The organism is Variovorax sp. VRV01 (genome assembly GCF_014852545.1).
Lineage (GTDB): Bacteria > Pseudomonadota > Gammaproteobacteria > Burkholderiales > Burkholderiaceae_C > Variovorax > Variovorax beijingensis_A.
Genome location: NZ_JACVBS010000017.1, coordinates 14,366 through 35,347, shown reverse-complemented (window position 1 = coordinate 35,347; position 20,982 = coordinate 14,366). Strand labels below are relative to the sequence as shown.

Genomic DNA, 20,982 nt, shown 5'->3' with positions numbered 1-20,982 from the left:
ATCAGCGTGCCATGCGCAGGACGAGGGCCGCGAGTGCGGAAGCGGTGGCAAGGGCCGTGACCGCCATCCACCCAAAATGGGCGAACAGCACCGCCGCCAGCGCGGAGCCGATGGCCATGCCGATGAACATGCCGGTGAACAGCACTGCGTTGAGCCGGCTTCGTGCGCCCGGATCGATGCCGTAGACGATCGACTGATGGGCGATCAATGCAGCCTGGATGCCGAGGTCGAACCCGACGGCACTCGCCACGAGCAGCCAGAGCTGTGCACCCGGCGCCATGAATGCCGACAGCCCCATGACCGCGAAAGACCCGACGACCAGACCCGCGCCCAGGCGGGTGACGAGTGCGGGACCGTGCCGGTCAGCGATGCGGCCTGCCACCGGCGCGATGAGCGCGCCGGCTGCACCCGCCAGGCCGAACGCGCCCGCTGCTGCGGCGCCGAGGTGGAAAGGCGCTGCATGCAGCATGACAGCCAAGGTCGACCAGAAGGCACTGAATCCGACAGACAAAAGGCCTTGCGACCAGGTCGCACGACGCAGTTCGGCGTGCCGGTTCCACAGCGCGCCGAGCGAGCGAAGCAGCGCAAAGTACGACAGCTGCGTGGTCGCCTTGAAGCGGGGAAGGCGGGACCAGGCGACGAGGCCGACCAACGCGATGCTGACACCGGCCGACGCAAACATCGACCGCCATCCCCAGTGCTCGGCGACGAACCCGCTAACCACGCGCGAGAGCAGGATGCCAGACAGCAGCCCCGTCATCACCATGCCGACAACCTTGCCGCGATGCGTCTCGGGCGCGAGCGTGGCAGCTGCCGGCACGATGTCCTGTGCCATCGTGGCGGCCAGACCGATCACCAGGCTGGCCACGAAGAGCGTGGAGATGGAAGGCGAGAGCGCGGCCATGAACAGTGCGGCACAGAGCACGGCCGCCTTGATCAGGATGATGCTGCGCCTGTCGCGGCGGTCGCCCAGCGGCGCCAGCAACAGGATGCCCATGGCGTAGCCGAACTGGGTGAGCGTCGGCAACAGGCCTACGGACTGTGTCGAGGCGCCGATGTCTGCGCTCAGCACGCCCAGCATCGGTTGGCTGTAGTAGAGCGACGCCACGGACAAGCCAGCTCCGGCTGCCAGCATCCAGGTGAGCGAGGGCGCGAGTCCTGCCGGTTCGGCCGGCCGGACCCTCAAAGCATTCGATGCATGCACATCTTGAATATGCGACATGGTGTTAACCCTTAAACGTTTCGATGTCGCAAGTCTGACCTCGCCTGTACTTGATTGGTAGCATCGCGAACCGAACAACGTTTATTCGTGCGACGTATACAAGAGGGGTTCATGCCATCCGCTCGCCCAGATCACATCACCGCCTCCAGCAGCGACCGCGTGGAGCTTCTGCAAACCTTTGTTCACATCGTGCAGGCCGGCAGCCTGTCTGCGGCGGCCGTGCAACTGGGCTCGACGCAGCCGACGGTGAGCCGCCGCCTGCAGGCCCTGGAACTCTGGCTCGGCGTGAAGCTGCTGCAACGATCGACCCACGCGATGAAGCTCACCGAAGACGGCGAGCGGTGTTTCGATCGGGCCAAGGCGATGCTGGCAGACTGGCACGCGTTCGACGCTGAAATGCGGGGCGTCGACAACGAACCCGAAGGTACTTTGCGCGTGGTCGTCCCCCACGCCTTCGGGCAGGCACTGCTGGTGCGCCCGCTGGCGGAATACCTGCGCCGCTACCCGCGGGTGTCCGTGGAATGGCTGCTTCATGACAGGCGACCCGACTTCGTTGCCGAGGGCGTGGACTGCGCCATCCATGTCGGCGAGGTGACCGATGCGATGGTGGTGGCTCGCAAGCTCTCCGAAGTGCCGCGCATTGCAGTGGCGGCCCCGAGCGTGCTGGCTGGCCGCCCCACCCCCGCGCACGCTGGCATGCTGGCGGACTGGCCCTGGCTGGCGCTGCGCACCTTCTACCGCAATGAGATTGTCCTCGTGCACACATCTACCGGCGAACGGCAGCAGTTGTCGATCGCCCCGCGCATGATCACCGACAGCCTGTTCGCGCTGCGCAGCGCGGCGCTCAACGGTTTGGGCGTGTGCGTCGGGTCCAGTTGGCTCTTCAAGGACGACCTTGTGCGGGGCGAGCTCGTCGAGGTCGTGCCCGATTGGCAGGCACCGCCGCTTCCGGTGTTTCTCACCTACCCGCCCGCACGGTTCTATCCCGCCAAGCTGCGCCAGTTCCTCGAGCTCGTTCGCCAGTCGGTGCCCGTTGCATTGGACACCGCCGCACCCGTCGCAACCGCTACGGCCGGAACATAAGACCCGTGCCTAGAATTCCGGCTTCCCGTTGGACCGACCCAGGACCCGCATGCATCTGATCGAACTTCGGATGCTCCGCCAATTCGTCAGCGTGGCCGAGCACGAAAGCATTTCCCGCGCGGCCGAGGCCCTGCACATTTCGGCGTCGCCCTTGAGCCGCACCATCCTGCAACTCGAGGCGCGCGTGGGCTTCGCGCTGTTCGAACGCGTGGGCCGTTCGCTGCGCCTCAACAATGCCGGTCGAGAACTGCTGGTGAATGCGCGCCAGCTACTCAGGAGCAACGAGACCCTGATGCGCGATCTGCAGCGCAGGGCCGACGGAATCGGCGGCACGGTTGTGATCGGTCACATGGCCGGCGCGCTGTACAACGGCATCATCCCCGGCACAGCGCGGCAGGTGCAGTTTGCCCATCCCTCGATCGCTTTCCAGTTCGAGGGCGCGGAGGAACTTCAGCAACTCGAAGCCCTGCGCCGCGGCCGGCTCGACTTCGCCGTGCAGACGCAGGAGGTGACCGACCCCGCGCTGGCGTCACGGCTCTACAGCACCGAGAACTACGTGTTGCTCATGCCCAAGCGACATTCGCTGGTCAAGGTTGCCGAGATCCCGTTGCAGATGCTCGTCGACGCGGAATGGGTGGTGACGCCCGAACGCAGCGGGCCTTCGCTGCGCGCGAAGTTCATGACGGCCTGCCGCCGGCTAGGGTTCGAGCCGCGCGTTGCCTGCGTGGCGGGCGACATTGTCTCGGCGCTCGCACTGGTCGCCAACGAGTTCGGGTTGTGTGCGGCCCAGGAGAGCCTGGTGCAGTTCGCGGGTGAGATGATCGTCGCGCGGCCGCTGCCGCTGCTGCAGATGCAGACCGAGTATCGGATCGTCTGGCGGCCGGAGGCCGTGTCGCCCGCGGCGCAGCGCTTTCTCGATGCGCTGCCGCAGGTGCCGCACCCCGCGCGCGTGCGCCGCGCAGCCGCGGCGAAGAACAATCAGGTCCGGCCGGTGCGCGGGCGCATCGAGAGCGCTCGCCCCCGTGCCTCGAAACGCTGAGCGCTCGGTGCGCGGCCGCAGGGCCTGCAGTCGCTGTCAGGACCGTTGCGCTTTCAGCACGACCGGCACGCCGGCAATGAAGGCATCGACGCGCATGTCGATGAGCCGATCGAGATTTTTTGGGGTGGGCAGTTCGTAGACCCACTTGCGCACGCCGATGTAGAAGACGCTCGAATGCATGGCCCAGACGAGCTCGACCTCCTCGTCTTCTTCCTGGGCGTCGCGCGGTTCGGGAATGCCGTGGCTGTGACGCAGCTCGCGGGCAATCACCACGAAGTGTCGCTCGCGCAGGCGCGCGAGGTACTTTTGGTTGATGCCGCCGCGGCTGAGGCCCGCGTAGATGAAGATGCGCACCCATTCCCCGCGCAGCACGAAGCGCGCGTAGTCCTTCAGGTAGCGCTTGAGCCGCTCGGGCAGCGGCACCGACCTGTCCGCCAGCCATTCTTCCCACTCGGGGTTCCATCGCCTGACGAAGACGTCCTCGTAGACACGGTCGACAAGGGCCTCTTTGGTGGGAAAGTAGCGGTAGAGCAGGGGCTGCGTGATTCCCAGCTCGCTGGCCAGTTCGCGGGTACTGGCATCGAAGCCCTTGCGCGCGAAGAACGCGGTTGCCGCCTGGAGTATCTGGTGTTCACGGTCCTCCGGCGCGAGGCGCCGTCGCGCCGGCGGCGCTGCGCCGTCGTGGACCCCGAGGGGCTTGCTGGTAGCCATGTGGGTCGGGATGCCTCTAGTTTATTGATCGATCGACAAATTATGCCGCCCACTTCAAAGTGACCGGACGATAAACAAAGGCGTCTTGCACGTCAAGGCGGGCGCAACGCGACGCGACGCGACGCGACGCGACGGAAATGATCCCATGAACCAGTGGACCCTGATTCGCAACGCCGACGTCATCACCATGGAAGATGCATGCGGCGAGATCCGGGGATGCGACATCCTGCTCCACAACGGCGCCATCGTGCTGATCGCGCCGGACATCGCGTCCAGCCATGGGCCGCGCTGCGAGGGCGCAGCGGTGGTGGACGCCACGGGCATGATCGCGCTGCCGGGCATCTCGATGCGCGCAACTGCATGTGGCAGACGGTGCTTCGCGGCTATGTGCCCGACCTGTGGACGGGCAACTACTTCACCCGGTTGTTGCCGCTGCGCCGGTACTTTCAGCCGCGCGACAACTTCAATTCGGGCTACGTCGGTGACCACGAGACGCTCTCCTACGGCACAACGACGGTGATCGACTGCTGCCACAACATTCGCGCGCCCGCCTATGCCGACGCCGTGATCGAGGGGCTGCGCGAGTCCGGTATCCGGCACGTCTTCACCTACTCGTTCATGAGCGAGTTGCCCGATGCCTTCGACAGCGAGGTCGCGCGCTTCGCGGATGCGCAGCGGGTGTTCGAGCGCTTCGACGATGCGCGCAGCCGCACGACGGTGAACTTCGGCATCGAATCGGTCGGGACGGTGAACGTGGGCGGCCAGCTCGCGCTTGCTCGCTGGGCGCAGCGCGCTGCATTCACCTGAACGCTCCGGGGCGACGTCGCGGCGCTGGACGAACAGGGCCTGCTGGGTCCTGATCTGCTGGGCATTTACGGCAATCTGCTCACCGACGAGGAGCTGCAACGCATGGCGCGCACCGGAATGCCACTGTGCTTCACGCCTTCAGCAGACGTGCTGGGCACACCCGCCGACGGGGTGCGGGGGCTGCCCAGCACGGTGTGTCGGTGGTGTTCGGCTGCGACGTTCGGTGTCACGTGGCGTCGGACCCCTTGATGCAGCTGCGCGTGATGTACGCCGTGCATGGTTTCATCGACGGCCTGACGGCGCGTGCCCGCGAAGAAATCACCGGCCCTGGCCTGCGGTACGCCCAGGCATTCCCCTGCTGCGGCCCGCCGACCTGATCCGCCGCGCAACCATCGACTGTGCGGAAGTGCTAGGCATGGCCGACCGGTTCGGCTCGCTGAAGCCAGGCAAGCGTGCGGACATCGTGCTCGTGCGAAAGGGTCTGTTCGGCGATTCGATAGAGGACGATCTGTGCACCCACCTCCTGATGCAAACCAGCGCACGTGAGATCGACACGGTGTTCGTGGACGGGCAGGCGCTGCTGTCCGGCGGGCGGCTGCTGAACCAGGATGCAAGCCGCACCGCGCAGCTGGTTTCGCAGTCGAGGGCGACCATCTGCGATGCGGCCCGCAGGGGCGGCTGACCCGTCGCGCGGGATCGACCCGCGCGAGCCGCGCGTTCTACTGGCGCATGCCCGCGAAATCGACGATGCGCCGATACTGGCCTGCGTCTTTTGCCATGATCTGCGCGAGGTTCTCGTCGCCCCGGCCGACGACGACGCCGATCTGTTCCAGGCGTTGGCGCAAGGCCGGGTCGCGCAAGCATTCCTTCAGGGCGGCCTGGAGCCTCGTGACGATGTCCGGCGCCGTCTTGCGCGGCGCCATCAATGCATACCAGGCCACCAGGTCGTAGCCTTTGAGCGCCGGATGTTCGCCCAGTGCAGGAATGGACGGCAGCAGGGCGATGCGCTGGGCGCTGGTTACCGCGATCGGCACGATGCGACCGCTGTCGATGAAGGGCTTGGCAGCCCCGGGGCCGAGAAATGCGAACTCGATCGCACCGCCAGCCAGGTCGCTGCCGATGTTGCCCGCCCCGCGATAGGGAATGTGCGTGATCGACAGCCCCGCCTGCTTCTTCACCAGCTCGCCAGAGAAGTGCAGCATCGAACCGATACCCGAGGTTCCGTAGCTGTACTTCCCCGGATTCGCCTTCACGGCCGATACGAACTGGTCGAGCGTCTTCACGCCGCTTTGCGTGGACGCGACCAGCATCAGCGGAATGGCACCGACATAGCCCACGGGCACCAGGTCCTTCGAGGCGTCGTACTTCTGTGCCGGATTGAGCAGCTGCGTGGCGACGAATTCGCTGCTGGAGCCGAAGACCAGCAAGTGACCGTCCGGTGCGGCATTGACGACGCGCTGCACGCCGATGGCCCCGGCGGCGCCGCCCACGTTCTCGACCACAGTGGTGGCGCCCAGTTGCTTGCCGAGGCCGTCGGCCACGGCACGCCCCACGGCATCGACGCTGCCCCCCGCCGGGTAGCCAATGACGATCGAGATGGGACGGCTCGGGTAGGCGGTCTGGCTCTGCGCAAGGCTCGCTGCGAACAACGTCGCCATCAGCGCCAGCACGCCGCGCGCGCGAAGCGGCGTTTTCACGGTGCCTCCAGTTTCACGGCCGCGCGCCGGATCTCCTTGATGCCTTCATCCGTATCCACGCCGACGGCGTAGAAGCCGGCTGGACCGCCGTTATAGCGGATCTCGAAGGGAAAGCCGCGAGGAGAGGCCACATCGCCCAGCCAGGCGGCCAGCGCCGTCTCGGACTCCCCGATCTCGATCCACGCGATGCCGCGCCCGCAGGTGGTGCCGGATCCGGGGACGACCGGCAGGCTCGCCGCATGCGCGCCTGCGTCAGGTTTGAAATACAGGTTGGGTTTGCCCGACGGCCATGCCGTCAGCGCGCTGGGTGTCTGCAGCGCGAAACCGCGTGCCCCGTTCATCATCTGGCGCCCGGCGTCCTTGCCGGTCGTGCGCTCGTCCACCGTCGTGCGATGGTGTGCGGCGAAAGCGTCGAGTTCGTCGCGAGTGTCCGCGCGAAGGCACCACCCGATGAAGCGTTCGCCCTCCTGCGTCTGGCGCTCCATGAAGGCCGTAAAAGGAACACCGTCTCGCAGCTTTCTCTGGTCTACGATGCTTTCAAGCTCGATGTACACGTCTGGCGCCAACGGCATCACGCGATGGCCGACGCCGTAGAGAGGGAAAAAGCCCCCGTCGTAGTTGCCCAGGCCCGTCTCCTGACTGAGTCTGAAGGTGGATTCGTAGACATTGGGCGTTGCAAGGCAAAGATGGTCGAAATGGATCAATTCGAGGTCCTTCCAGAGTGGCGGCTATCGTTGGATGCGGGTGCTGCACCGGGAGGCGCCCCGGTGCGCGTTCGACCCGAATCTTCGATGTCTTCACTATGTCTGGAAAGGACAATATTTATCAATATTTATGACATTGCAGGTCATTCAGACAAGGTGGTGGATGCCGAGGTGTTTCACCGTGTCGAATACGAGATCACGGGCAAGGCCCTCGGACGTGCCCCGCCAGGACGGCCTTCACGGCATGGCGGGAGCTCGACGGCGACAGCGTGCCTTCCGGCTCGCGGGTCGCAAGGCCAATGCCAGGCCGATGGCCTCGGTCAAGCGGTCACTAGGCCGATCAAGAGCTTCAGGTTGAGGCCGATGATGACGCCCGAAACCGCCCACGCCGTGAGCTTCACCCAACCCCGGTTGGCGAACTCGCCCATGAGCTTCGCGTCGTTGGTCAATCTCACGAGCGGAACCACGGCGAACGGAAGCTGCAGGCTCAGTACCACCTGGCTCAGGATGAGCAGCTTGGTGGTTCCGCTTTCACCGTAGAGCAACGTGACGATGACGGCCGGAACAATCGCAAGCAGCCGGGTCGCCAGCCGCCGCGCCCACGGCGCGACCTTCAAGTCGATGAACCCTTCCATGACGATCTGGCCGGCCAGCGTCGCCGTCACCGTTGAATTCTGGCCCGAGGCCAGCAGCGCCGCGGCGAACAGCACGCTGGCGAAAGCGCCACCGAGCATCGGCGACAAGAGGTCATACGCCTGGAGGATGTCTGCCACGTCGCCCCGCCCGTTGGCATGGAAGGCAGACGCCGCAAGGATGAGGATCGCCGCATTGATGAACATGGCGAAGACCAGCGCGACTGTGCCGTCAATCGTGGCGAAACGCAATGCTTCGCGCATCCCCTCTGTGGTCTGTGTGAAGCGACGTGTCTGCACGAGCGCCGAATGCAGATACAGGTTGTGCGGCATGACGGTAGCGCCCAGGATGCCGATCGCTACATAGAGCATCGCCGGGTTCGTGGCGATCGTTGCCGTCGGAATGAAGCCCTTCGCTACCGCCGCCAGATCAGGTCTCGACAGCAGCAACTCTGCCGCAAAGCACCCCGCGATGACCACCATCAGCGCCACCACGAAGGCCTCGAGCTGCCGGAATCCACGCTGGTGAAGCATCAGGATCAGAATCACGTCGAACGCGGTGAGGCAGACGCCGACAACGAGCGGAATTCCGAACAGCAACTGGAGCGCAATCGCCGTTCCGATGACTTCGGCCAGATCGCATGCGGCAATGGCAATCTCGCAGAGGATCCAAAGGGCAACGCGAGTCGGGGCGCTGTACCGGGCGCGGCAAGCCTGTGCCAGATCCAGCCCTGCGACGATCCCGAGCTTGGCGGACAACGACTGCAGCAGCATCGCCATCAGGCTCGATAACAGGATCACCGACAGCAGCGTGTACCCGAACGCCGACCCGCCCGCGATGTCAGTGGCCCAGTTGCCAGGGTCCATGTAGCCGACGGCAACTAGGTAGCCCGGTCCCACGAAGGCCGCGAGCTTGCGCCAGAAGTTTCCCACGCCGCTCGGCACACCCACCGAGCGATACGCTCCAGGTAAGCTGGGGGCGGTCGCCTGGATCGGAAGGCGCGCGTTGATCTGTACGATATTCGATGGAGGCATGGCAGTCCTTAAGCTGACGGCGTTCACTACCGGTGAAGCCATGGTTCAATGCTCGCAGTTGAACGTTGCAGGTCTGTTCCAGTACGGAAGGCCAAATTTCAGTTGAAACGCCCCGGATCGCCTGGGCGAAAGAAACTATGCCGACGTGCCGGTTGGTGAAGAGCGATGGCTCAACCCTGAGAGCTTGCAAATGCCAACAAACAGAACCGGTGCTGCCATGCAGATTGCGCGGCCATGAAGCTGAAGCGTTGCCATGCCGCCGACCGCTCCTCCGACCGCGAACGCTGCGATGGCTTTGCTCAAGGCGATCGCCTGCTCCTTTGCGGCGGCGTTTCGATTGAAAGTGATGCTCGTCAAGGCTTCGAGCAGATTACGCAAGTTGCCAGTGGTCATCGTGGAGTTGTAGGTCCAGGCATGCAAGTGCCCGAAATAAGTCAGTTGCAAGCCTGCAGCAAAGGCCATGACCGCTGTCGCGAGCGACGCGGACAGCAGGGGGGAGAGGATGCCGATCAAAAGCAGGATCGTCCCTTCCAGAGCGAGAACAGCAAGATCCAATCGAACAGACAATGACGCCATGCGAGGTGTTTTAAGCGAGCCGGCTGACACCACACCCATGCAAAAGGCAGCGATGGAGGGGAGATGGCGCGTAGCAGCAAGCCAGTCACCTTGAGCGACAGCGATGGCTGTCACAATGATGTTCACACTCTGCGCTCCAGCAAAAACGCCATCCCAGCCCACATAGGAGTACGCGTCGAGAAAACCGCCCACGAAAGACATGATCAGCGCTATTTGCAAAGCCCTCGTGGGGTCGGGGCGGTCAGGGCTGGAGGTCATGAGAGGAGATCCTCTACAAGGCGAGTGCCGGATGTACTTCAATCAGATGACATTCGATTTCATTTGCAAGATCGGCTGTGGTTCCATCTCGTACCTGCCTTACAAACGAGGCTCGACCCGTTGCCTGCCCTGGACCGCGCCAAAGCGATGGCGCCTGCTGCGCTTTGGTTCGCCTGGGCATCCAAAGCTAAGCGGGGCAGTCGCTCACGCAGCACCACTTGCACGTCCGACGGGGCTTGTAGCGCCTTGTCATCGTCTTGCGAGGGCTGTCCGTACGGCTCGGCCGCCTCGCGCCGCACCGATCGGCAACGCCGCCTGAAGCGCCGCGCGCTTGGGCTTTTCTTTAGCGACAACCAAGCGTGCGGGCCAGGCTCTCGGCCAACTCTTGCAGACCGAGCGGTTTGCGAAGCAGCGCGACCACTCCAGCTTCGTGTGCACGCTGCTCGAGCGCTGCCCCAACGTTGCCGCTGACCAAGATCACTGGCAGGTCGGGACGCACCGCGAGCAGTTTCAGCGCGAGATCGCTGCCGGCCATGCCTGGAAGCATCTCGTCGGTGAGTACCGCATCGAAGCGCTGCTGGTCGCCCAGAAAGGCCTCGAGCGCGCGCTCGCTGGAGTCGAAGCCGACCGGCTCATAGCCCAGCTCGGCGAGCAGTTCCTCGGCCAACTCGACCAGAGGGCGCTCGTCGTCCACCACCATCACGACTTGCCCGTTGCCCCGTGGCCAGGCTGGGTCGGGACGCGCCGGCGGCGCCTCGGACTCGCAACACACCGGCAGCCACACCGTCACACGCGTTCCATGCCCGGGACTTGGCGCGGGCTCGGTCGCAATGTCGATGGCGCCTCCCAGGTCGTTGACGATCCCATGGACCATCGACAGTCCCAGGCCGGTTCCCTCGCCCAGCCTCTTGGTGGTGAAAAAGGGGTCGAAGGCGCGCTGCAATACCTCGGGGGACATGCCTGCACCGGTATCCGACACCACCAGACGGACGTAGTCGCCGGGTGCCAGTTCGCCATGCAGCAGCGGCTTTGGCTTTGGCGAGGTCACTCGATCGAGTTCGATCGCGACGGTGCCCGCGTCGCCGAGCGCCTGAGCGGCGTTGGTGCACAGGTTTATCACGACTTGGTGCAACTGGGTGCTGTCACCCAGCACGGCAGCCAGCCCGGCGTCCAGGCGGGTGTCGACACGGATCGCATCAGGTAGGGTGGGCCGCAGCATGGTCAGAGCCTCGTCCACCACCGACTGGATGTTCACCGGTACCCGCTCAGCCACGCCGCTGCGGCTGAATTCAAGAATTCGCCGCACCAACACGCGTGCTCGCGCGCCGGCCTGCATCACTCGGTCGATGTAGCGGCGCATATCGCTGCCCGGCGCGGCATGCTGCTGCGCCATTTCGCCGAAACCGAGGATTGCGCCCAGGATATTGTTGAAGTCGTGCGCTATGCCGCCGGCCAGCGTTCCCAGTGATTCAAGTCGCTGCGCTTTTTGCAGACGAGCCTGCAGCGCAGCCTTCTCGGCTTCTCCGGCTTCCAGGCGCCGCAGTTGGCGCAGCAACCCGGCAATCGTGACCACGACCAGGGTTGCAAGCAGCAGCGTTCGGATGATGGCGCTTTGCATCTCGTCGTACCACGGGCGCAGCGCATGATCCTCGTCACGTGTGATCGTGAGCGTGAGCGGCCGCTTACCTACGCCTACGGCGGCAACTAATTTGGCGCGGCCGTCGACGGGGCTCACGGAGCGGTCGATCAGTGGTCCACCCTTGAAACCCGTCAGTTCCGGGAAGCGCCGTCCACTCGGAATGCCGGGTTCGTCTGGCTGGCGCACGACCAGCGTGCCGTCGTCGAGCGTGAGCAGTAGCGCGCTGCCCTCGCCCAATTCGATCGCCGAGTAAGAAGCCTGCAGTTCCTGCAAAGTCACGCTGGCCGTGACGACACCGTCGAAGCTGCCGTCAGGCTTGGTAAGCCGGCGTGAGACGACCAACGCAGGGCGCCTGTCGGTGCGCGTGACCACCGGCTCGTTGATGTAAAGACCTCTCGCAGAACCCTCGCGCTGGCTCTGGAAATACGGTCGGTCCGACACATCGGCCAACGGCTCGCCGGTGACGCGTGAGCGGTACTTCTGCATGCCCTCTCGATCAACCAGGGTCAGGACGCTCACTTGAGACACACCTGATACACGGGCCGCTAGCGCGGCCGAGATTTCGTCGGGCGGCAATGCCTGACCGGCGGTTTCCCACCATTCACCAGTATCACGCAGCAGCAGGTCCACTGCTTGCAGGTTGCGCGCGCCCTGCTCGGCCAGGGCTTTGGCTAGGTTGCCGAGTTCCCGCTCGGTCGCGAACATGATCTGCTGATGCAGTCGCCAGCCATCGTAGATCGCCGAACCGGCAAAGGCTGCCACCAGCACAATGCCCGCCGCGACGATTCGCTGGCGTAGACGCTCGCTCGACATCATTCGGAGAGCGTGGCCGCCACGGCGCCAAGCAGTTCATCTCGGGTACAGGGCTTGGCCAGGAGTCGGCTCACGCCTAACGCGCGGGCCACGTCCGAGTCGCTGCCCAGGCTGCGCGGCACCTGCGTCGAGATTCCAATGATCGACGAATGCGGATAAGCGTTGTGCACCGCCTGCACGGCGCCGGCGGTTTCTCCGCCGCGCGAGCGCGGGTGTGGCAAGTCGAGAACTACGAGATCGACGGTGACATCGGCCGCAGCGTTCGCGGCGGCGTCGAATGGGCCGCCATGTCGCAATAGCGAGCGGACGTCATGTCCTTCGCTGGTCAGCCATTCGGATATCAGCACGCGCATCGCGCCATCTTCCTCGATAACAATAATTTTCGACATGAATCTGTCCTTGTTCCTGCCGGCGTCCGTGGTGGTGCACCGCCGCATCCACTCGATTGGAGCGAAAAAGCATGCGCTCGCGATTTCAGATCCGAGATGTTTCATTTCATTTGTAATCTGGCGGTAGGCTTCCGTAGGATCGATTGAATTACGCTTCGGGCGCCATGAACACCGTTACCCCCCACATCCTCGTGGTCGACGATGACCCAGCACTGCGCGAGCTGATGATCGCGTACCTGACGGAAAACGAGTTCCAGGTGACCGCCGTGGCCACTGGCAACGAGATGACCGCGGTGCTGCAGGACAGCGTGATCGACCTGGTGCTGCTCGACCTGCGCCTAGGCGGCGAAGACGGCATGCAACTGGCACGCGGCCTGCGCGACAACAGCGAATTGCCGGTCATCATCGTCACCGGCAAGCAAGACGAGGCCGATCGCGTCATGGGCCTGGAGATTGCCGCCGACGACTACGTCATCAAGCCCTTCAGCAACCGCGAGATGCTGGCACGCATCCGTGCCGTGCTGCGCCGCTACCAGGCGCGCACCGACGCCGTGCCAGCGGGCCGCAGCACCAAGCGCCGCGCCTACCGCTTTGCGGGCTGGGAACTCAACCTGCTGGCGCGCCGTCTGACCTCGCCCGAGGGACGGCGCGTGGAGCTCAGCAACGGCGAATTCAACTTGCTGCTGGCGCTGTGCGAGCATCCGCAGCGCGTACTCTCGCGCGACCAGCTTCTGGAGCTGTCCCGCCTGCACGGCGCAGAGGTGTACGACCGCTCCATCGACGTGCAGATCCTGCGGCTGCGCCGCAAGATCGAGGTAGATGCCGCGGCGCCGAAGATGATCCGCACCGAACGTGGCGCAGGCTACGTGTTCGAGCCGCAGGTGCAGGTGCTGCACTGAACATGCGCTGAAGCTTAATGCCCGTCTGTGGGCGCCCGTGCTGCATGCGTCTTGCAAGGGCCGATCAGAAGTCGCGGCCGCTCTCGAACAGAAACCAGGCGCGACGTTCGGTCTCGTCAATCCAAACCTCCAGCAGACTGGCTGTGGCCACATCGCCATAGCCGTCGCACATGGCGTGCGTGGCGCGCATGAAGTCGATCAGGCGCAGGTTGTCCTCGCGCAGCTCGGCCAGCATGTCGGCCGGTGTGACGAACGGCGCATCGTTGTCCAACAGGCGCTGATGGCGCGTGATGTCGCCGATGGAGCGCAGCGTGGCGCCCCCGAGCTTGCGGGCACGCTCGGCAATGGGATCGGCCATGGCGAAGATCTGGTCCGACTGCTCGTCCAGCATCAGGTGGTAGTCGCGAAAGTGCGGACCCGACATGTGCCAGTGAAAGTTCTTGGTCTTCAGGTACAGCGCGAAGCTGTCTGCCAGCAGGGCCGAGAGGCCGCCGCCGATGTCGCGTCGGGCTTCGGTACCGAGCGCCGTCGGCGTGTGCAATGGCGCTTGGTGGCGGCTGATGGTGGATTCGGGTGTCATGGTCATGGAAGGGCCTGCAGGTTGTATCGATTGCATCGGATGGGTGGATGGACCACTTGCCGATGCTTAGCCGGTGGTCCATGGGTGTACTTTGCGGTGGGCCGGTTGCCGGGTCATTTCATTTGAGGCGGCGATGTTGCAGATGCAATTCCCTCTCGCCGTACACGCTGGTGAACGTCGGCGTCACGAGCGACGCGGTGCCGGGCAACACCTTCGATTCCGCCTCGAGGCGATCGACGACGAGGAGATGCGCATCCGGCTCTTCGTCGTGCTGCGCTGCAGATGAAATATTTCGCAGCCTGCATGAAACCGCGCTGCGAGCAGCATCTCGCGCGATGAGGCTTCGCCGCCCGATTCATCCGCCGAGTAGCCTCCCATGCAAGCCTCCCAGACCCGCATCGAGCCCGCCGCACGCACAGCCCGATGGCCAGACGGCCAGCCGCGGAATTGACCGTCGCGGCCAGTGACATGCGCTTTCTCGATCTGCTGGCGCCCCTCGATGCGATCGACATCCGCCGGACTGTCGTCTTCGCCCAGCAACTGGATGGCGCCCACGCAATCGCGGCAGATGGCCTGCAGGAGGTCGAAGGGCTGCGCCGTGCGTGTCCTGGAGCGGCTCGCGATGCGGTCGCGCATGGCCTGACTGTCGACGCGCTCGCCGTTGGCCCAGATGGAAAGCGCCGGCATGTTCGATAGACGCGCCACCACTCCGGAGCCGGCTGCTCGTTGGCGACGTGTCTTGCGCTCGGGTGGCCGGCATCTGGTGCTTGCGCAGTCGAGCGCTTTGCTGGATTTTTCGAGCCGACCGTGATCTCGAGGCCCAGCACACCGAAGAGCGCCAGCAGTTGCTCCAGGCTCACCGAGCCGGGGTTGAGCTCCATGTGGGACATGCGGCCTGGCTGATGCTGAGCCGCTCGGCCAGCTTCACCTGTGAGATGCCTGCCTCCTTGCGCGCGGCCCAGAGCAGCACGCCGAGCTGGGAGGAAACCGAAAGGACTTGCCGCGTGTTGATACCAATGAGGTTGGTATCCCTGAGATTACCCATCCAATGGGTATCTGTCAAAAACCCATCACACGGGTAATTCAATGAATACCCATGCGATGGGCAACCGGCCGGAAGCGCCGTCCTCGGAACTCTACCGGCCCAGGAATTCGATCGCCCTGGGTACGAAGTCGGCATGGAACTGGAACACGCTGCCATGGCCGGCGTCGGGATAGATGAAGAGCGTGCTGTTCGGAAGCCGCCGAGCCAGTTCATGCGAGTTCGATGTCGGGACCATCCGGTCGTCGTCGCCATTGACGATGAGCACCGGCTGCCTGACTGCCGAAAGATCGACGGGCCTCTTGCGGCCCCAGGCCTTCAGTGCCCGCAGCTGCGCCAGGTATGCGGCGATCGTGATCTTCTTGTCGCGGTGGTCCGAGCGTTCCTTCAATCGCGCGAGAAAGGCCTTGCCGGCCTCGATGCCGCCCGGCGTGCGCGTGAAGAACAGGAACTGCTTGGGGTCCTGGCCGGTGACGAGGCCCCGCAGCAGGTCCCAGTGCGACACCCTGGCCACCGTGCTGATGCCCTTGCCGCCCGCGGGGCCGGTGCCCGCGAGGATCATCCTGCGCACGAGCTGCGGCTCCTTCAGCACGATTTCCTGGGCGATCATGCCGCCCATCGAAAAGCCGAAGAGGTCGACCTGCGCGAAGCCCATTGCCTTGATGAAGGCGATGGCGTCGTCCGCCATCTGTTCCATCGAATCGGATGGCGAGCCGCTCGACGCGCCGACGCCGCGGCTGTCGAAGGCGATCACGTGGTGCTTCGCGGCGAGGCCGTCCATGATGCGAGGGTCCCAGTTGTCCAGGACGGCCGCGAGGTGAACGAGGCACACCACCGGGGTTGCACCTTTGTGCGCTCCCAGTTCGCGGTAGGCGAAGTCCACGCCACCGGCCGAGATGGACTTCGTTGGAACGTCCGTCCAGCGGTGCACTCAGGCCACCTGCGGAAGGTAGCTGGGCCTCGGCGCCGTCATCCCGAGCTTGACTTGCTGGGTGAGTTCATCGGCCAGCACCTCGTCGAGATTCGATTCGAGCCCGTCGAGCGCACGCTTCACGATCAATTCGGGGCTCGTCTTCGGCACATCGAACCCGCGCGTGAGGTCGGTATCGACATAGGCCATGTGCAGCGCCAGCACCTGCGTCTTCTGCGCCGCCAGTTCGCTGCGCAAAGCATTGGTGAGCGACCACGCGGCCGACTTGCTTGCCGAATAGGCCGCCAGCTCGCCGCCGTTCACCCAAGAGGCGATCGACAGGACGTTGAGCAGTGCGCCGCCGCCGTTGGCCTTGAGAATGGGGGCAAAGGCCTTGCTCATGCGCAGCACGGCAAAGAAGTTGGTCTCGAAAATGCGGCGTGCCGTGTCTTCGCTATCGTCCGCGAGAAAGCCGCCCGGCTGCGCAATGCCGGCGTTGTTGACCACCAGCGTCACATCGGTCGCCAGTGCCGCGGCAGCGGCCACATCCTGCGGGTTGTTGACGTCCAGGCGCAGCGCCTGGACGCCGGCCTGGGTCACGGTTTCGGGATTGCGAGCGCCCACGTAAACCTTGCGCGCGCCGCGGGCCAGCAGCTCGTGCGCGAACGCCAGGCCGATGCCGCGGTTGGCGCCCGTGACAAGGGCGACGGAATTTTCGATCTTCATGAGGAGTCTCCAAAAAAAAAAAAAGAAACGGACAGGAAATGAACGGGGCTCACTTGAGCTTGACGACGACCTTGCCCTTGGCGCGGCCCGCTTCGACATAGGCCAGGGCTTCATTGGTGGAATCGAACGGAAAGACCCGGTCCACCACGGGGCGGATGGCGCCAGCCTCGATGAGGCGCGTGATCTCGCGCAGCTGGCTCCCGTTCGCCTTCATGAAGAGAAACGAGAAATCGACGCCGCGGCTTCGGGCCCTGCGCCGGACGCCTGCGCTCAACAGCCGCATGACCAGCTTCACGAAACCGGGCGCGCCGATCTGCTTGCCGAACTCGGGATCGGGTGGGCCGGAGATGGTGATGAGCTTGCCGCCGCGCCTGAGCACGCGCAGGGATTTCTCGAGCGTCTTGCCGTCCTGGCTGTTCAGGACCACGTCGTAGTCGCGCAGCACATCCTCGAAATCCTGCGTCCTGTAGTCGATGGCGACATCCGCGCCCAAGCGCTTCACGAGCGCGACATTGGTCGGGCCTGTGGTCGTGGCGACGGTGGCGCCCAGGTGCTTGGCCAGCTGGATCGCCAAGGTGCCGACGCCGCCGGAGCCCGCCTGGATGAAGACCTTCTGTCCCTTCTTGAGCCCGGCCTTCTCGACCAGCGCCTGCCAGGCCGTCAAGGCCACCAGCGGAATGGACGCGGCTTCTTCCATCGTCAGGCCCTGCGGCTTGGGTGCGAGCGATGCCTCCTTGACTGCGACGAACTCGGCGAAGGTGCCGATCCGGAAATCGTCCGCCCGCGCATAGACCTCGTCGCCCGGCTTGAACTGCTGCACGCGGGGGCCGACCTTGGCCACGACGCCGGCCACGTCATGGCCCAGCACGAGGGGCAGGCGGTACGGCAGGATGAGCTTGAACTCCCCATCCCGGATCTTGGCGTCCAGCACGTTCAGGCCGGCGGCATGCACCTCGACCAGGACTTCGTCGTCGCGCAGTTCCGGCATCGGCACGTCTGCCGATCGCAGCGCCCCCTTTTTGGCGTATCGATCGAGAACAAATGCTTTCATGGTCTTCCTTGTTCCTGGCGTATCCAGGTCTGTGAACGGCCCAGCATGGGCACACCGATGTAGCCGCGCACGCTGAGCTTCTTGCCGTTGTCGGTCAGGCGTACGGTGCTGCGATAGACCTTGCCGTTGTCGGGATCGAGGATCTGGCCACCGGCATATTCGTCGCCCTCCTTGCTCAGGCCGCTGAGGATCACCAGTCCGACGATCGGTGCGTTCCTGTTGGCGCCTTCGCACTTGTCGCAGGTCGGATTCGGGTCTTCGTCCGGGGCCGGGAACACCTTCTCGATCTTTCCCTGGAGAACGCCATTCGACTCGGTGAGGCGGATCAGCGCGCGCGGCTTGCCGCTGACGTCGTCGACGTTCTTCCACAGGCCAACGGGCGATGTCTGGTCCGCACGGGCCGGCATCGCCGCGAGCGCTGCGGCCGCGGAGAGGCCCTGGAAGGCGAGCACGACAAGGAGCGGGAGCGCGCGGGGGCCGCCGGCCGGACGTCGTTCATGTCGCATGATAATCATCATATTTGTTGGCGAGAAAAAGGATTCGTGCCGCGGTGGCGGATTCAGGCCGGAGCCAGGTGCTTCAGCGCGGCCTCGCACAGGCCGTCCGACAGCGCCGGATCGTCGACCGCACGCGCCAGCAGCAAGGTGCCCACCATGGTGGCGACGGTCACGAGTGCGCGTTCATGTGCGGCGGGCTGTCCCCAGTCGGGCGACTGGCGCGCGACGAGATCGATCATTTCCTTGACGTGCCGGGTGGTCACCCGGCGGACTTCGGCGGCCTGGCGCGGCGTTTCCGAGCCCAGCGCGGCCAGTGGGCACCCCGTTTCCGCCCGCGCCACGTGTTCCGGCGAGAGATAGGCGCCCAGCATGGCGGCCAGGGCCTGCCCGGGGGGGGCCTCGGAGGCGACCTTCGCCACCGCGGCCGCCGATTCCGCGCAGGCCCGGCCCGCGGCTTCGGCCAGCATGGCCTCGCGCGACGGGAAGTGGGCGTAGAAGGCGCCATGGGTCAAGCCGGCTTCCTTCATGATGTCGGCCACGCCGGTGCCGTCGTAGCCGCTGCGCCGGATCGCCCGGGCAGCCACGGACACGATGCGCTCGTGCGAGGCCTCCTTGGCCGCTGCCCTGACGCTGTGCTTTGTATTTCGCATGATGCGTATCATACAATCTACTAGGCAAGACGCAAGCGCGCAGGGTCGATCCGGCCATGGCCGCAGCAGGGTTGCTGCGGCAGGACGATTGCACCGATCTCTGACGTAGGGGGATGCGGCCAACCGGATGGGTATCGCTTTCGTGGCGCGCAGCAGGTCGACCTGAAGCGACACTCAACCACAGCCCATCTGAAAATGCCAACGACATCATGAAATGGCCATTCGATCAACCGCGCAACTGCGCGACGGTCTTCTCGAAAAGCGTCCTGGATCGAAGCAGCCCAATCCTGCTGGTTTCACATGACGAGGATGATCACGGGTGGCAGTTCCTGGACGGGATAAGTGAAGCGCTGGACGACCTTGCTCTTGCCGGGCTCGACCATGTCCTGGAAATCGATCCGGCGATAGTTGAACTTGCCGACCTTGCGCCCGGATTCCAGGCCGCTCGAGAGGGTCCTGGCGCGAAGTGGGTCATCGAGCGAGTGCCGCCAGACAAGGACGAGGATTGAACGTCTTTCCATTCGGAGGCTCAGCGCCTTCGGTGGAAGGACGGCCACCGGCCCGGGGCCGACCCGAAGACCGGGCAGAATGGCCGCCCGCAACATCCTGAGCCTTCCATGACAGCCTGGACCATCGCCGAAGCGACACAAGAGGAAGTGAAATCGGGCGAGCTCGGTCGACGGCTGCGCCATTTCAACTACGGCTTCGTGGGCGAGTATCCCGAGCAGCGGTATATCCGCCTCAACGCCAGGGACGGGAACGGCCGGCTGCTCGGCGGACTGCGAAGCTTCGTGTTCCTCTGCTGGCTCCACATCGACGTGCTGTTTGTCGAAGCGGACGTACGCGGCTCGGGCCTGGGCAGCCGTCTGCTCGCCGAGGCCGAGCGGCAAGCCATCGAGTTGGGCGCAACGAACGCCAAGCTCGAGACCTTCGAGTGGCAGGCGCGCGCGTTCTACCAGAAGCACGGCTACGAGGAGTACGCGCGCATTGAAGGCTACGCGCACGGCTTCTACCTGGCGTCCATGAAGAAGACGCTGGCGCGCTGAGCAGCGCAGGCTTGCTTTGGCTGCCGGCCAACACCGAACGTTCCCGGCCGCCTGCCAGTTCGCCCCTCAACTCCGGAAGCATGACCATCGAGGCTGACCTGAACATGAAGACTGGAGAAGGGCCGGAGTGAGCGACTTGCCGGCGTGGGGTTTTCGTGCAGCAAGCGGCATTTTTGTCCGTCAATCCTTGCGTTGAGTCGCCTTCTCTGTCTGGTGGCATCGGTGGGCGGGCGCCTCTTGATGGGCACTGCCACGGGGTCGAGAAGCCTCTCTTGGGCGAATTCTGCCGGAGCAGTGAAGGCTGGTTATGGCCGAAATTCTGCCGCACGCCCGCCGCGCGTACAGCCGCATGGGGCTCAGTGGTAATCCTCTTCGCGCTGATGACGAACGGCCAACACTTTGACCTCCCGCCCCGGAAGGATTTCGCAAAGGGCCACATGGCCTGTGGAACCAAGGCCTGCGATCAACTCTCGGCGCGTTGTACGCCTGCCATCTCCCGCCTTCCGATACGCCCGAGGATTCTCGGCCAGCCGCTTCTTGATGCCGGTGCGAAGCTGGTGCAAAACATGCTGAGCTTGGTCCAGTTCCTCCCAGGTCTCTGACCATTCGACGAGGAACTCGAACAACCGTTCAAGCTCATCCTCGGCCTGCGGGGTCCTCTCAACCCCGAACAACTCAGTCACGTGCTGGGGCTTTGCAATTCGCGACGTCGTGCATCGATGCGGGCCTGGAGGCGGTCAAACACCTCGTCCACGGGGTGCGAAACACCGGTTCGCCAGTAGTCCTGCCAAGCGGCCTCGCCGCGCGCGCGAAAGTGCGTCTGGACTCGACGGAAGTCGACTGCCCGGCGCACGGCATCGGCCACAAAGGTGCTGATGGTTTCTCCTTTACCCAGGACCGATTCCAATTCGGCACGCAGTTCCGGCTCGACGCGAACGGCAGGCAAGGTGCACGATTTCATGGCGGCGAGTGTGGC

Annotated in this window: 24 protein-coding genes and 1 pseudogene; 7 read left to right on the top strand and 18 right to left on the bottom strand. The window is 64.7% G+C overall.

Annotated elements, in window-relative coordinates; all coding sequences use genetic code 11:
• Position 1: 1 nt before the first annotated feature.
• A complete protein-coding gene (locus tag IB278_RS25480) occupies positions 2–1,222 on the bottom strand; it encodes an MFS transporter (protein WP_192326383.1) in 1,221 nt (406 codons plus the stop codon).
• 111 nt (positions 1,223–1,333) lie between these two features.
• On the opposite strand from IB278_RS25480, the gene IB278_RS25475 reads away from it, so the two are divergent.
• Positions 1,334–2,305, top strand: coding sequence for a LysR family transcriptional regulator (locus IB278_RS25475; protein ID WP_192326381.1), 972 nt, complete (start codon positions 1,334–1,336; stop codon positions 2,303–2,305).
• A gap of 49 nt (positions 2,306–2,354) precedes the next feature.
• A complete protein-coding gene (locus IB278_RS25470; RefSeq protein ID WP_192326379.1) occupies positions 2,355–3,344 on the top strand; it encodes a LysR family transcriptional regulator in 990 nt (329 codons plus the stop codon).
• Between the two features lie 36 nt (positions 3,345–3,380).
• Here IB278_RS25470 and IB278_RS25465 read toward each other — a convergent pair whose 3' ends face one another.
• A complete protein-coding gene (locus tag IB278_RS25465; protein WP_192326377.1) occupies positions 3,381–4,055 on the bottom strand; it encodes a TetR/AcrR family transcriptional regulator in 675 nt (224 codons plus the stop codon).
• Between the two features lie 360 nt (positions 4,056–4,415).
• Here IB278_RS25465 and IB278_RS25460 point away from each other — a divergent pair, with 360 nt between their 5' ends.
• From IB278_RS25460 to IB278_RS25455, 3 genes are all read left to right on the top strand, one after another.
• The gene (locus IB278_RS25460; protein ID WP_192326375.1) at positions 4,416–4,862 is read left to right on the top strand and encodes a hypothetical protein; all 447 of its coding nucleotides are present in this window, start codon (positions 4,416–4,418) and stop codon (positions 4,860–4,862) included.
• A gap of 248 nt (positions 4,863–5,110) precedes the next feature.
• Positions 5,111–5,239, top strand: a complete 129-nt coding sequence (locus IB278_RS34125; protein ID WP_263864269.1) for a hypothetical protein — start codon at positions 5,111–5,113, stop codon at positions 5,237–5,239.
• A 38-nt stretch (positions 5,240–5,277) separates the two neighbouring features.
• A complete protein-coding gene (locus tag IB278_RS25455; RefSeq protein ID WP_263864268.1) occupies positions 5,278–5,544 on the top strand; it encodes an amidohydrolase family protein in 267 nt (88 codons plus the stop codon).
• Between the two features lie 37 nt (positions 5,545–5,581).
• On the opposite strand, the gene IB278_RS25450 is transcribed toward IB278_RS25455, so the two are convergent.
• The 6 genes from IB278_RS25450 to IB278_RS25425 form a co-directional block, all read right to left on the bottom strand.
• On the bottom strand, positions 5,582–6,520 hold the full coding sequence (locus tag IB278_RS25450; protein ID WP_192326576.1) for a tripartite tricarboxylate transporter substrate binding protein: 939 nt from the start codon (positions 6,518–6,520) through the stop codon (positions 5,582–5,584).
• Positions 6,521–6,555: 35 nt separating this feature from the next.
• Positions 6,556–7,263: a VOC family protein gene (locus IB278_RS25445; RefSeq protein ID WP_192326371.1), complete on the bottom strand. Its 708-nt coding sequence runs from the start codon at positions 7,261–7,263 to the stop codon at positions 6,556–6,558.
• A 320-nt stretch (positions 7,264–7,583) separates the two neighbouring features.
• On the bottom strand, positions 7,584–8,930 hold the full coding sequence (locus IB278_RS25440; RefSeq protein WP_412556336.1) for an Nramp family divalent metal transporter: 1,347 nt from the start codon (positions 8,928–8,930) through the stop codon (positions 7,584–7,586).
• A gap of 135 nt (positions 8,931–9,065) precedes the next feature.
• Complete coding sequence (locus IB278_RS25435; protein ID WP_192326367.1) at positions 9,066–9,764, bottom strand: YoaK family protein; 699 nt, start codon at positions 9,762–9,764, stop codon at positions 9,066–9,068.
• Positions 9,765–10,107: 343 nt separating this feature from the next.
• Positions 10,108–12,219, bottom strand: coding sequence for an ATP-binding protein (locus IB278_RS25430; RefSeq protein WP_192326365.1), 2,112 nt, complete (start codon positions 12,217–12,219; stop codon positions 10,108–10,110).
• Positions 12,216–12,605, bottom strand: coding sequence for a response regulator (locus tag IB278_RS25425; RefSeq protein WP_192326363.1), 390 nt, complete (start codon positions 12,603–12,605; stop codon positions 12,216–12,218). The genes IB278_RS25430 and IB278_RS25425 overlap by 4 nt, the downstream gene beginning before the upstream one ends.
• A 164-nt stretch (positions 12,606–12,769) precedes the next feature.
• Here IB278_RS25425 and IB278_RS25420 point away from each other — a divergent pair, with 164 nt between their 5' ends.
• Complete coding sequence (locus IB278_RS25420; protein WP_192326361.1) at positions 12,770–13,504, top strand: response regulator; 735 nt, start codon at positions 12,770–12,772, stop codon at positions 13,502–13,504.
• Positions 13,505–13,568: 64 nt separating this feature from the next.
• Here the strand turns inward: IB278_RS25420 and IB278_RS25415 are convergent, their stop codons facing one another.
• The 8 genes and pseudogenes from IB278_RS25415 to IB278_RS25380 all read right to left on the bottom strand — a co-directional run bounded on the left by IB278_RS25415 (position 13,569) and on the right by IB278_RS25380 (position 19,481).
• Positions 13,569–14,090 (bottom strand): Dps family protein, encoded by a 522-nt coding sequence (locus IB278_RS25415; RefSeq protein ID WP_225613163.1) that lies wholly within the window; start codon positions 14,088–14,090, stop codon positions 13,569–13,571.
• 486 nt (positions 14,091–14,576) lie between these two features.
• Positions 14,577–14,771 (bottom strand): annotated as a pseudogene (locus tag IB278_RS33955) (HipA N-terminal domain-containing protein); the annotation flags it as partial.
• Positions 14,772–15,220: 449 nt separating this feature from the next.
• Positions 15,221–16,057: an alpha/beta fold hydrolase gene (locus IB278_RS25405; RefSeq protein WP_192326357.1), complete on the bottom strand. Its 837-nt coding sequence runs from the start codon at positions 16,055–16,057 to the stop codon at positions 15,221–15,223.
• The gene (locus tag IB278_RS25400) at positions 16,058–16,762 is read right to left on the bottom strand and encodes an SDR family oxidoreductase (RefSeq protein ID WP_192326355.1); all 705 of its coding nucleotides are present in this window, start codon (positions 16,760–16,762) and stop codon (positions 16,058–16,060) included.
• A 49-nt stretch (positions 16,763–16,811) separates the two neighbouring features.
• Entirely contained in the window at positions 16,812–17,813 is a 1,002-nt protein-coding gene (locus IB278_RS25395; RefSeq protein WP_192326353.1) for an NADP-dependent oxidoreductase, read from the bottom strand.
• Entirely contained in the window at positions 17,810–18,331 is a 522-nt protein-coding gene (locus IB278_RS25390; protein ID WP_192326351.1) for a DUF2147 domain-containing protein, read from the bottom strand. The genes IB278_RS25395 and IB278_RS25390 overlap by 4 nt, the downstream gene beginning before the upstream one ends.
• 41 nt (positions 18,332–18,372) lie before the next feature.
• Positions 18,373–18,972, bottom strand: a complete 600-nt coding sequence (locus IB278_RS25385; RefSeq protein WP_192326348.1) for a TetR/AcrR family transcriptional regulator — start codon at positions 18,970–18,972, stop codon at positions 18,373–18,375.
• A 284-nt stretch (positions 18,973–19,256) separates the two neighbouring features.
• On the bottom strand, positions 19,257–19,481 hold the full coding sequence (locus tag IB278_RS25380) for a hypothetical protein (RefSeq protein ID WP_192326347.1): 225 nt from the start codon (positions 19,479–19,481) through the stop codon (positions 19,257–19,259).
• Between the two features lie 96 nt (positions 19,482–19,577).
• Here IB278_RS25380 and IB278_RS25375 point away from each other — a divergent pair, with 96 nt between their 5' ends.
• Positions 19,578–20,006 carry a GNAT family N-acetyltransferase gene (locus IB278_RS25375; RefSeq protein ID WP_192326345.1) on the top strand — a complete coding sequence of 143 codons (429 nt, stop codon included), beginning with the start codon at positions 19,578–19,580 and terminating at the stop codon, positions 20,004–20,006.
• A 356-nt stretch (positions 20,007–20,362) separates the two neighbouring features.
• Here the strand turns inward: IB278_RS25375 and IB278_RS25370 are convergent, their stop codons facing one another.
• Positions 20,363–20,689, bottom strand: a complete 327-nt coding sequence (locus tag IB278_RS25370; RefSeq protein ID WP_192326343.1) for a type II toxin-antitoxin system RelE/ParE family toxin — start codon at positions 20,687–20,689, stop codon at positions 20,363–20,365.
• Positions 20,686–20,967 (bottom strand): YlcI/YnfO family protein, encoded by a 282-nt coding sequence (locus tag IB278_RS25365; protein ID WP_192326341.1) that lies wholly within the window; start codon positions 20,965–20,967, stop codon positions 20,686–20,688. The genes IB278_RS25370 and IB278_RS25365 overlap by 4 nt, the downstream gene beginning before the upstream one ends.
• Between the last annotated feature and the right edge of the window lie 15 nt (positions 20,968–20,982).

What these genes read in the sequence shown, in the direction of transcription:
- IB278_RS25480 (WP_192326383.1), bottom strand. Translation starts at nt 1,222, where the DNA reads ATGTCGCATATTCAAGATGTGCATGCATCGAATGCTTTGAGGGTCCGG.
- IB278_RS25475 (WP_192326381.1), top strand. Translation starts at nt 1,334, where the DNA reads ATGCCATCCGCTCGCCCAGATCACATCACCGCCTCCAGCAGCGACCGC.
- IB278_RS25470 (WP_192326379.1), top strand. Translation starts at nt 2,355, where the DNA reads ATGCATCTGATCGAACTTCGGATGCTCCGCCAATTCGTCAGCGTGGCC.
- IB278_RS25465 (WP_192326377.1), bottom strand. Translation starts at nt 4,055, where the DNA reads ATGGCTACCAGCAAGCCCCTCGGGGTCCACGACGGCGCAGCGCCGCCG.
- IB278_RS25460 (WP_192326375.1), top strand. Translation starts at nt 4,416, where the DNA reads ATGTGGCAGACGGTGCTTCGCGGCTATGTGCCCGACCTGTGGACGGGC.
- IB278_RS34125 (WP_263864269.1), top strand. Translation starts at nt 5,111, where the DNA reads ATGCAGCTGCGCGTGATGTACGCCGTGCATGGTTTCATCGACGGCCTG.
- IB278_RS25455 (WP_263864268.1), top strand. Translation starts at nt 5,278, where the DNA reads ATGGCCGACCGGTTCGGCTCGCTGAAGCCAGGCAAGCGTGCGGACATC.
- IB278_RS25450 (WP_192326576.1), bottom strand. Translation starts at nt 6,520, where the DNA reads ATGGCGACGTTGTTCGCAGCGAGCCTTGCGCAGAGCCAGACCGCCTAC.
- IB278_RS25440 (WP_412556336.1), bottom strand. Translation starts at nt 8,930, where the DNA reads ATGCCTCCATCGAATATCGTACAGATCAACGCGCGCCTTCCGATCCAG.
- IB278_RS25435 (WP_192326367.1), bottom strand. Translation starts at nt 9,764, where the DNA reads ATGACCTCCAGCCCTGACCGCCCCGACCCCACGAGGGCTTTGCAAATA.
- IB278_RS25430 (WP_192326365.1), bottom strand. Translation starts at nt 12,219, where the DNA reads ATGATGTCGAGCGAGCGTCTACGCCAGCGAATCGTCGCGGCGGGCATT.
- IB278_RS25425 (WP_192326363.1), bottom strand. Translation starts at nt 12,605, where the DNA reads ATGTCGAAAATTATTGTTATCGAGGAAGATGGCGCGATGCGCGTGCTG.
- IB278_RS25420 (WP_192326361.1), top strand. Translation starts at nt 12,770, where the DNA reads ATGAACACCGTTACCCCCCACATCCTCGTGGTCGACGATGACCCAGCA.
- IB278_RS25415 (WP_225613163.1), bottom strand. Translation starts at nt 14,090, where the DNA reads ATGACCATGACACCCGAATCCACCATCAGCCGCCACCAAGCGCCATTG.
- IB278_RS25400 (WP_192326355.1), bottom strand. Translation starts at nt 16,762, where the DNA reads ATGAAGATCGAAAATTCCGTCGCCCTTGTCACGGGCGCCAACCGCGGC.
- IB278_RS25395 (WP_192326353.1), bottom strand. Translation starts at nt 17,813, where the DNA reads ATGAAAGCATTTGTTCTCGATCGATACGCCAAAAAGGGGGCGCTGCGA.
- IB278_RS25390 (WP_192326351.1), bottom strand. Translation starts at nt 18,331, where the DNA reads ATGATGATTATCATGCGACATGAACGACGTCCGGCCGGCGGCCCCCGC.
- IB278_RS25385 (WP_192326348.1), bottom strand. Translation starts at nt 18,972, where the DNA reads ATGATACGCATCATGCGAAATACAAAGCACAGCGTCAGGGCAGCGGCC.
- IB278_RS25380 (WP_192326347.1), bottom strand. Translation starts at nt 19,481, where the DNA reads ATGGAAAGACGTTCAATCCTCGTCCTTGTCTGGCGGCACTCGCTCGAT.
- IB278_RS25375 (WP_192326345.1), top strand. Translation starts at nt 19,578, where the DNA reads ATGACAGCCTGGACCATCGCCGAAGCGACACAAGAGGAAGTGAAATCG.
- IB278_RS25365 (WP_192326341.1), bottom strand. Translation starts at nt 20,967, where the DNA reads ATGAAATCGTGCACCTTGCCTGCCGTTCGCGTCGAGCCGGAACTGCGT.